Here is an 8,875-nt window from a genome sequence, read left to right on the forward strand (position 1 = left end):
CGGAATCGAAGTACCGGATCGCCGGACTAGGCGTACCCACTAGCCCTATCTGCCACTTCGACGGCGTCCGCGTTCTCGGGGTCGATTAGCACAAGCGGAAACACGTCCGCGGCGACGGTTCGTCTTCGTTCGTCACCGTCCTGGTCGACCTGACCCCGGTGGTGGACGGCACCGGCCCGTCGCGCCTGCTGGACATGGTCCCCGGGCGCTCGGCGAAGGTGCTCACCGAGTGGCTCGATGCCCGCGACCAGGTGTTCCGTGACCGAGTCAAGGTTGTCACGATGGACGGATTCGCCGGCTACCACGCCGCCGCCGCCAAAACCGTGCCCGCTGCTCGGACGGTGATGGATCCATTTCACGTCGTGCAGCTTGCCGCCGACAAGCTCACCGTGTGCCGCCAACGCATCCAGCAGGCCACCACGGGGCACCGCGGCCGCACCGGCGATCCCCTTTACGGGATCCGCCGGACCCTGCGCACTCGGGTCGAACTGCTGACCGACAAACAGAAGGTCCGCCTGTTCAAGGCGTTCACCGCCCACGATGCGCACGCGGCGGTGGAGGTCACCTATGGCGTTTACCAGCGACTCATCACTGCATACGAGGCCTCGGGCAGACGGGAGGGCAAGATTGCGATGTACAAACTCCTGCGCTCGATCCGGTCCGGCGTACCCAAGGAACTCCCGGAGCTCGCGCAGCTCGGACGCTCTCTCTGGAAGCGCCACCGCGAGATCCTGGCATACTTCGACACCCGGGCTTCCAACGGCCCGGTCGAGGCCATCAACGGTCGCCTCGAGCACCTGCGCGGAATCGCCCTGGGCTTCCGAAACCTCAACCACTACATCTTGCGGTCACTGATCCACTCCGGTCAGCTTCAGGACCGGATCAATGCACTCTGATTCCGGAAGGGCCGGTTAACTGGAGGGGTCCGCCGGGGCGAGACGGATCGAGAGTGCCTCGCAACGAAGTTTTCGTTGCGAGGCACTCTCAGTGGGTCAGAATTCCGAACAATTCTTCTTACGGGATAGTAAGTCCCCACGCCGCGCGGGCATCGCGGCCCGAGTAGTCAATTGCAATCGACTTCTCATTGGTGTACTCGTTGATGGCATTCGGGCCCATCTCACGGCCGAATCCGCTCTGCTTCACACCTCCGAACGGCAGTTGGCCTGACAGGGCGTGCCAGTCATTGATCCATACGGTGCCAGCCTCAAGTCGATGCGCTAGGTCCATTGCGACCGTATAGTCGGTGGTCCAAACGCCGGCCGAGAGTCCGTACTCACTGGTGTTGGCCTCTGCCACGACGGCATCGATATCGTCGTATGCCATCACTGAGACCACAGGGCCGAAAATCTCCTCCGTAGTGATCTTCATGTCAGGTGTGACGTCGGTGAAGATTGTCGGAGGAACCCACATGCCTTCCCTGTTCAGGTCAGCAGGAAGTTCGGCCTGGAATGCGACGGTTGCCCCATCCTTCTTACCGCTGTCAATGAACCCTTCCACGCGTTCCCGCTGAGCTCGGTTCATCAAGGGTCCGATGTCGGTGCTCATATCTGTGGGATCACCGATAGTGAGCTGCGATGCGCGCTGGACAAGGCGATCAACGAACTCGCGATAGATGGTTCGGTGGACGAACAACCGGGTGCCGGATTCACATGCTTGGCCGGCGTGGACCAAGAAGGCCCAGAGTGATCCGTCTACCGCCAGGTCGAGGTCGGCGTCGGGGAGCACGATGTTTGCTCCCTTTCCGCCGAGTTCCATGGTGACCTTCTTGACACGCTCTGCAGCGTTCGCCATGACCGTCCGTCCAGTGGCAGTGGACCCCGTGAATGAGACCTTCCGGACCTTTGGGTGCTTGGTAAGATGCCCACCGACTTCGGCTCCATCACCAGTGATGACATTGAATACGCCATCGGGCAATCCCGCAGCCTTGAGCACCTCGGCCAAGATGAGAGCCGTTGACGGCGTCTTCTCGTCGGCCTTGAGCACGACAGAGTTGCCCGCTGCGATTGCCGGGATCGACTTCCACACCGTGAGGAGCAGTGGAAAGTTCCACGGAACGATTCCTGCGACGACGCCAATCGGTTCACGACGAATGATGCCGACTACGCTGCCGCTTACCATGGTCGGCTGATCGGTGACGTGTCGTCGCGCCAGGTCGGCAAAGTAGCGGATATGCATGACTGGGAAGCCGACAGAGAGACCTTGAGCGAGCCTGACCGGTGTGCCGTTCTCTCGCGAGGCGAGCAAACTGATTTCTTCGGCGCGGGCTTCGATCGCATCCGCTGCGCGGTCGATTACCGCCGCCCGCTCATGCATCGGAGTTTCGCGCCAGCCGCTGCTGGCGAAAGCCGCTGCGGCGGCTTCGACCGCAGCGTCGACCTCCGCGGTTCCTCCCTTGGCTAGCGTGGCAATCACCGTGCCATCACCCGGGCTGACCACGTCATAGGTTTCGTCGGTATCGACAGACTTGCCGTCAATGAAGAGTGAGTAGTGCGTCATGTTCCCAGAACCAACTTTCTGAACTTGAATGTGTACTCAGCTTCCTTAGCCCAGGAAAGTGTCCTGTGGTGTGTGGTGCTGGTCATGAAACTCAAGCCTCTTCGTAGGTGATGATGCCGCGCAAATTTTTGCCATCCAACATGTCTTTGTATCCTTGGTTAACCTGGTCGAGGGTGTAGGTAGTAGTGACCAGTTCGTCGAGCTTGAGTTCTCCCTCCATATACCAGTCGAGCAGGCGGGGGATATCAATGCGGGGATTCGATGATCCGAACAGACCGCCGCGGATTTCCTTCTCGTACAAGGTGAGGGTTAACAGATCCAGGTCGACCTTGATTTGATCGCCCGGTGCACTCGAGGTCAGAACCAGCACTCCCCGTTTGCCGACCAGCTTCAGTGCTGGCTCCACCAGCTCGCCCTCAGCAACGCTGGTGGTCAGGATGGCCCGATGCGCCAGGGTGCCCCGAGTTAGCTCCGCGATAAGGGGCAGGGCTTCCTCCATGCTTGCGGCCACATGCGTTGCGCCGAACTCCTTGGCGCGCTCTCGTTTGTAAGCCACAGTGTCGATCGCAATGATGTTCTTGGCACCTGCGAGGCGGGCACCTTGTACTGCGTTCATGCCGATTCCGCCGACGCCAATCACGGCCACCGTGTCTCCGGGCTGGGTGCCCGCGGTGTGAAATGCCGAACCCCACCCCGTCGTGACGCCACACCCTACGAGCGCGGCCCGATCAAGCGGAACATCGTCACGGATCTTGATGACATTGTCCTCGTGGACAACAACATACGGGGAGAAGGTTCCCAGCAAGCACATCGTCCCTACGCCTTTGCCACGCGCTTGGACCCGGTGGGTCCCGTCCGAGAGCGCCACTCCTCCGAAGAGGTGGGCTCCGAGATCGCAAAGATGCGAATGTCCACTGACACAGGAGTAGCAACGGCCGCAGGAGGGGATAAACGCCAGCACGACGTGGTCGCCCGGCACGATTCCCTTGACTGCGGAGCCGACTTCCTCAACGATTCCGGCGCCTTCGTGTCCACCGACCATAGGCTCCAAGCCGACAAAGATGCCGGAGTCGATATGGTCGTCCGAATGACAGAGCCCCGACGCTGCGAGTTTGACTCGTACTTCATCAGGCCGAGGATCACCCAGTTCGATCTCTTCGACTGACCAACCCTTGTTCGCGCCAGGCTCCCAGCAAATCGCGCCTCGTGTTTTCATCAGAAAAATCTCCTGTCTCTTCTCGATATTCCTCAGTCGCTCCGCGCGGCCAAGGAGGTTGATAGGAACAAATGGGGATGTCAAAATTTGCTACACGCTGGCCGATTCAGTGTGTGGAGAACCACCATCCCTGATAGCAGTCGCTGTCATAGCCAACCTTCTCTCGCTGAGGTTGTTTGAGCGAACAAGCCAGGCCCACTCGGCTGACCCACCACGCGCTGCCACTCCCAAACGGACGACTGTGTCCTGCGCCACAAGTAGAACACAGACCACATCTTGCCGCAAGCAATATCGTACCGATTGGTACCGGATCTGTTGGCGTGACGCGATACCTCGCCTACAAGGATTGACAAGGGTTCATCCAGCCTCTCGGTGGGACTGAGATTCCACAAAGAGACCGTTCAGTACATTTATGCCAAACAGTGCGGCGCACATTCAGAGCGAACCAACGGCCTCCGGTCAAGACTTCGTCCACGACACCATCCACCCCGTCGCGCCTCCGCCAACCCGCGGGTGTTGAGCCGGACCAGGAACTCGCGCCAGAAGTCAAACGACTCACTGTCGCCGACCACGGCACCGAGCATCTCGCGGGCCCCATCGATCGAAACCCCGGTCGCCACCACCAAGGCGTGAGAGACCACATGAGCACCAAGATTCGGGACTCGTTCCCCTCAAGCGAGGCGGCGATCAAGCTGATCTACCTGGGCATCCGGAACATCGAGACCACCCGCGGTGGCGAATTCGGCACCGGCACCCAGGGATGGCACCGAGCGGTGAACGCCTTCGCCGTGCAGTTCCCCAACCGACTCCCACTCTGACCACCCGGCAGAGCGGGCTAGCTGACCGGCCCCTTACGCAGGAAACCTTGACACGCCCGGAGCCGCCTTGGGGTGTACCAAAAATCTTGGACAGCCGCTTGATGCGAGAGGATCAAGCTCATGGCACCACGATCACGTCGGAAGTTCAGACCGCAGTTCAAGGCTGAGGCCGTGCAATTGGTTATCCAGTCCGAGCGCTCCATCGCCGAGGTCGCCGGGGAGCTGGAGATCCAACCCCGGCACGTTGGGAAACTGGGTGCAAAAACACCGCCAAGACAACCCGGAACCCGGGCTCGGCCTCCGTCCGGCCGATCATGGCCGGCTGGAGGCGCTGGAAGAGCAGAACCGCAAGTTGAAGATGGAAAACGCGTCCCTAAAAAGCCGATTTAGACTCAAGTCGTCAACGCAACACCAAGCAGTTCATGGTGGAGATGGACAATGGTCAAGGTCGGCCGTCACCCAAGCACCCGCCGCGACGAGCACAGTCGAACAGCTACTCGCCGCTTAGATCAAACAGAAGTTCAAAAGAGATTGACACCGAGCGCTGCGCCATTAATTCGTTGGGTAATGCGTAGGACACTGGGAGTCTGTCGTATTGCAGCAGATAAGTCCCCCGGACTTTGCGTGCACAGCCTCGCTCGGCGAGCCACGGCACTGCCGTCCTTGATACCACTGCAATGAGGCGTGAAGGGGCCAAGTGACGAAGTCTCGGCGTGAGAAGTTTGCGAACGGGGGCACTGCCTGGCGGAACGATGCTGAGCGAACCCAGCCATGTTGCGAGCGCTACAACCGCATCCTGCTCGAGGAATGGGCCCGTGCCCGGTCCTGCCGAATTGTGTATGACCGCGCAGCCCGGTTATCGGAGTTTGTCACCTGACCTGCACCACCGCCTTGCCGCGGATGCCCCCCTTCCCGAGATCCGCGAGAGCGGTGGGCAGTTCGTTGAAGGAGTAGCGCGCACCGATATGTGGATTTACCAGCCCGGCCTCGACCATGGGATCGAGGGACTCGGCTTGGGTGCGCATGAGATCCGGGTCCAAGCCCACGAAGGCGCCGAAGGCCGCGCCGAGCACACCGGCGTTGCGTAGGAGTAGCCGGTTGACCTTGATGGAGGGGATCTGGCCGGCCGCGAATCCCACCACGAGCACGCGCCCCTCGGGGGCCAGGGCCCGGACGGACTCGTCGAAGAGCCAGTCGCCGACCGGGTCGAGCACCATATCCACGCCGCGGCCGCCGGTCCGCTCTCGGACCTCTGCGGAGAACCCGGGTTCCAGCACGATGGTCTCCGCCGCACCGGCGGCCACCGCGATGTCGACCCGGCTGGCGCTTGAGACCCCGGCGATCACCCGCGCCCCGAGCCCCGCCGCCACCTGGATCGCCGCGGTGCCGACGCCGCCGCCGGCGCCCATGACCAGAACCGTCTCGCCCGACTGCAGGTTTCCGCGGCGGGAGAGGGCGAGGTGCACCGTGTGGTAGTTCACGACCATCGCAGCAGCGAAGTCGAAGTCCACCCGGTCGGGGATACGCACCACCGCATTCAGCGGGACGGCGGCTTGCTCGGCGAATCCGCCCTCCCACACGAAGGCGGCCGCGCGGTCTCCGGGAGCCCAGCCCGACGCTGCCGGAGCAGCCACGACAGTGCCGGCGATCTCGCACCCCGGCACGACCGGCAGTTCCGGTCGGTGCTGGTACTGGCCGCGGGTCATGAGCAGGTCCGGAAAGTTCACTCCCACTGAATGGACCTCCAGCAGCAGTTCGTCATTTGTTGGGGTTGGCGGGTCGATATCGGTGAGGGCGAGACCGGCCGGGCCGGTGTAGTCGCTGAGGACGAAAGCGCGCACGCGCGTCTCCTTCGGTGATGGGTTGGCGGATCATGGAGTCGGGTAGACGAGGTAGACCGTCTGGCCGATCATCGCCGGCCGGTCCTGGCCCTCGATGTCCACGCGCACGGACACCGTGTACTGGACCCCGCCGTCCTCCCGCTGGCGAGTGGATTCGATCGCGGCGGCCAATGGCGTGGCCCGACCATTTCAACGCGCAACGTTGGGCAGAATTCGGACGATGGGGCCCCACGCGACGAGCCACATTCTCGGGGGCCTCCTTTTTCGGGGGTTCGGGAGCGGTCGGTCAGACCGGCGACTCGTCGCACAGGCTCCTGGGCCGGCGCGGCGGGGTGGTGATGAGCGTCAGCGGCACGGGACCCGTGGGCTGCTTGCGCGCGGCCAGTCCGTTCACGCGGGAATGATCCTGCGACGCCGGGGGGATATTCCGCTCGGCCTCGAGCAGTCCCTCGCCGTATCCCTGGACGCACTCCGGGTCCGGGCCGTCCATGGGCAGGCCGGTGAAGAACTTGGCCGCCATGCAGCCGCCCCGGCAGCTGTCGTAGAAGTCGCAGGACGCGCACGCCCCGGCGGACTGGGGCTCGCGCAGCTCGCGGAAGAGCTCAGAGGTCTGCCAGACCGACTCGAAGCTCCCGTCGGCCACCACATTGCCGGCCAGGAAGTTGTCGTGGATGGCGAAGGGGCAGGCGTAGACGTCGCCGATCGGGTCGATCAGGCACACCACGCGACCCGCACCGCACAGGTTGAGGCCGGGCAGCGAACCCTGGCCGTCGCCGAAGGCGGACAGGTGGAAGAAGCTGTCGCCGGTCAGGACGTTCTCGCCGTTCGCGACCAGCCAGTCGTAGAGACCCCGCTGCTGCTCGGGGAGCGGGTGCAGCTCGTCCCAGACGTCGGCGCCGCGGCCGGAGGGACGCAGTCGGGTGATCCGGAGCGTCGCGTCGTACCGGTCCGCCAGGGCCTTGAACTCGTCGAGCTGGGTGACGTTCTGCCGGGTGACGACCACCGAGATCTTGGCGTCGGTGAACCCGGCGTTCTGGAGGTTCTCCAGGGCCCGGACCGCCATGTCGAACGACCCCGGCCCGCGGACCGCGTCGTTGACCTCGGCCGTGGCGCCGTCCAGGGAGATCTGCACGTCGACGTAGTCGCTGGCGGCCAGTCGCTGCGCCACCTTCTCGTCGATCCGCACGCCGTTGGTGGAGAACTTGACCCCGACCTGATGACTCGTGGCGTAGTCGACGAGCTCCCAGAAGTCCGGGCGGACGGTGGGCTCGCCACCGCCGATGTTGACGTAGAAGACCTGCATCTTCTGCAGCTCGTCGATGATCGCCTTGCACTGCTCGGTGCTCAGCTCACGGGGGTCGCGCTTACCCGACGAGCTCAGGCAGTGCACGCACGCCAGGTTGCAGGCGTAGGTGAGCTCCCAGGTCAGGCAGATCGGCGCGTCGAGCCCGCGCTCGAACTGGTCCACGAGACGGCCGACGGGAGCGGGCGCGGTCGTGGTCGGCGCGGTGGCCGCCGGGCGGTTCAGCGTGCTGGTCATGAGGTCTCCTCGATCATGCGCGAGGCGGCGAGCTGGCCGAGCGCGTGTAGGTACAGCCTTGCGGTACCCGGATCGTCGATCGGCACACCGGCGGCAGCGCACGCGGCGCGCGCCGTGGGGTGGTCGGCCAGGATGCGGACCACCTCGACGATGGTCGGCGACTTGAGGAAGCTGAGCTTGCGGGTGTGGAAGTGGTAGAGCAGGGCCCCGAACGGCACAGGCCGCAACGCCACTCCGGGGTGCAGGCGCCAGTCGGCATCGAGATCGAAGGCCGCTGTGGCGGCTTCCTGTTCGGCGTCGGCCGGCGCTGCTGCGGACGTCATTTCAGTAGACCCCGCACATGCCGTCGATCGAGACCTCTTCGATGAGGGCCTCTTCCAGCACGACCTCGGTGTTCTGCGTGTTCTCCACGACGATTCCTCTCGTCGAACCAGATGTGCGCTTCACCACTTGGGTGAGATCTACATCATATTGACACAGGGTGCCAATGGCAAGGATCACGGCACTGGCGTCTGCTTTCGAAGTCGGTTAGGGCTGGGCATTATGAGTTCTGACGCACCCGAAGAAATTTCCACGGCCCAGAGTTATGCGTCTTGTTCGATGGTGGCCACATGGCCGGCGGCGCCAAGGTAGGCGGCATCGCGTAGGGCCGCCTCGAGAACCCGGACATACGGGAGACGTAGTTCAGCGGCCATGCCGTCGAGCGTGGTTCGGGCCGGCAGGCCGCGCAGACCGTGGGTGCGCCACAGGTGCAGATTCTGGCGGGTGATCCCGGATTCGCCATCGGACCGACCTCGGATCATCTGCGCGATGCGCACCTGCTCGCAGGTCAGGCGCAGCCCGAGTTCAAACGAGCTGCGAGCCATTAGGGGAGGTGTCGAGTTCGCACGATCGACAACTCGACACCCTTAGGTGGAAGGTCTGCGTATTAGATTCATGCGTATTCGAGTCGGCAGGCAGGGGC

The 8,875-nt window shown here is 63.3% G+C and carries 9 protein-coding genes and 3 pseudogenes; 3 read left to right on the forward strand and 9 right to left on the reverse strand.

Translation table 11 applies throughout. The features are described from left to right. Nucleotides 1-896: pseudogene (locus tag NR111_RS17755) on the forward strand (ISL3 family transposase); the annotation flags it as partial. A gap of 118 nt (nt 897-1,014) precedes the next feature. Here NR111_RS17755 and NR111_RS17760 read toward each other — a convergent pair. The 3 genes and pseudogenes from NR111_RS17760 to NR111_RS17770 form a co-directional block, all read right to left on the reverse strand. Beyond that, entirely contained in the window at nt 1,015-2,496 is a 1,482-nt protein-coding gene (locus tag NR111_RS17760; protein ID WP_006897513.1) for an aldehyde dehydrogenase, read from the reverse strand. 91 nt (nt 2,497-2,587) lie between these two features. Further along, nucleotides 2,588-3,712 (reverse strand): NDMA-dependent alcohol dehydrogenase, encoded by a 1,125-nt coding sequence (locus tag NR111_RS17765; protein ID WP_006897512.1) that lies wholly within the window; start codon nt 3,710-3,712, stop codon nt 2,588-2,590. Between the two features lie 503 nt (nt 3,713-4,215). Further along, nucleotides 4,216-4,365: pseudogene (locus NR111_RS17770) on the reverse strand (transposase); the annotation flags it as partial. Between NR111_RS17770 and NR111_RS17775 the strand changes: the two are divergent. Both NR111_RS17775 and NR111_RS18850 read left to right on the forward strand, forming a co-directional pair. Further along, nucleotides 4,360-4,530: pseudogene (locus NR111_RS17775) on the forward strand (IS256 family transposase); the annotation flags it as partial. The pseudogenes NR111_RS17770 and NR111_RS17775 sit on opposite strands and share 6 nt — an antisense overlap. A gap of 120 nt (nt 4,531-4,650) precedes the next feature. Next, nucleotides 4,651-4,920: a transposase gene (locus tag NR111_RS18850; protein WP_082924011.1), complete on the forward strand. Its 270-nt coding sequence runs from the start codon at nt 4,651-4,653 to the stop codon at nt 4,918-4,920. 479 nt (nt 4,921-5,399) lie between these two features. Here the strand turns inward: NR111_RS18850 and NR111_RS17780 are convergent, their stop codons facing one another. From NR111_RS17780 to NR111_RS17805, 6 genes are all read right to left on the reverse strand, one after another. Then, nucleotides 5,400-6,371 carry an NADPH:quinone oxidoreductase family protein gene (locus NR111_RS17780; protein ID WP_067718214.1) on the reverse strand — a complete coding sequence of 324 codons (972 nt, stop codon included), beginning with the start codon at nt 6,369-6,371 and terminating at the stop codon, nt 5,400-5,402. 30 nt (nt 6,372-6,401) lie between these two features. Continuing rightward, complete coding sequence (locus NR111_RS17785; RefSeq protein WP_156523614.1) at nt 6,402-6,542, reverse strand: hypothetical protein; 141 nt, start codon at nt 6,540-6,542, stop codon at nt 6,402-6,404. A 115-nt stretch (nt 6,543-6,657) separates the two neighbouring features. After that, the gene (gene mftC / locus NR111_RS17790) at nt 6,658-7,911 is read right to left on the reverse strand and encodes a mycofactocin radical SAM maturase (RefSeq protein ID WP_067718211.1); all 1,254 of its coding nucleotides are present in this window, start codon (nt 7,909-7,911) and stop codon (nt 6,658-6,660) included. Next, entirely contained in the window at nt 7,908-8,234 is a 327-nt protein-coding gene (gene mftB, locus NR111_RS17795) for a mycofactocin biosynthesis chaperone MftB (RefSeq protein ID WP_067718209.1), read from the reverse strand. Before mftB ends, mftC begins: the two co-directional genes overlap by 4 nt. Before the next feature lies 1 nt (nt 8,235). Then, complete coding sequence (gene mftA / locus NR111_RS17800) at nt 8,236-8,322, reverse strand: mycofactocin precursor MftA (protein ID WP_067716580.1); 87 nt, start codon at nt 8,320-8,322, stop codon at nt 8,236-8,238. A 173-nt stretch (nt 8,323-8,495) separates the two neighbouring features. Next, nucleotides 8,496-8,777 (reverse strand): XRE family transcriptional regulator, encoded by a 282-nt coding sequence (locus NR111_RS17805; RefSeq protein WP_206474892.1) that lies wholly within the window; start codon nt 8,775-8,777, stop codon nt 8,496-8,498. Between the last annotated feature and the right edge of the window lie 98 nt (nt 8,778-8,875).

Source organism: Dietzia sp. Die43, from assembly GCF_024519835.1.
Classification (GTDB): domain Bacteria; phylum Actinomycetota; class Actinomycetes; order Mycobacteriales; family Mycobacteriaceae; genus Dietzia; species Dietzia kunjamensis.

Coding starts and splice junctions, on each gene's coding strand:
- NR111_RS17765 (WP_006897512.1), bottom strand. CDS start 3,712: ATGAAAACACGAGGCGCGATTTGCTGGGAGCCTGGCGCGAACAAGGGT.
- NR111_RS17805 (WP_206474892.1), bottom strand. CDS start 8,777: ATGGCTCGCAGCTCGTTTGAACTCGGGCTGCGCCTGACCTGCGAGCAG.
- mftB (WP_067718209.1), bottom strand. CDS start 8,234: ATGACGTCCGCAGCAGCGCCGGCCGACGCCGAACAGGAAGCCGCCACA.
- NR111_RS17760 (WP_006897513.1), bottom strand. CDS start 2,496: ATGACGCACTACTCACTCTTCATTGACGGCAAGTCTGTCGATACCGAC.
- mftC (WP_067718211.1), bottom strand. CDS start 7,911: ATGACCAGCACGCTGAACCGCCCGGCGGCCACCGCGCCGACCACGACC.
- NR111_RS18850 (WP_082924011.1), top strand. CDS start 4,651: ATGGCACCACGATCACGTCGGAAGTTCAGACCGCAGTTCAAGGCTGAG.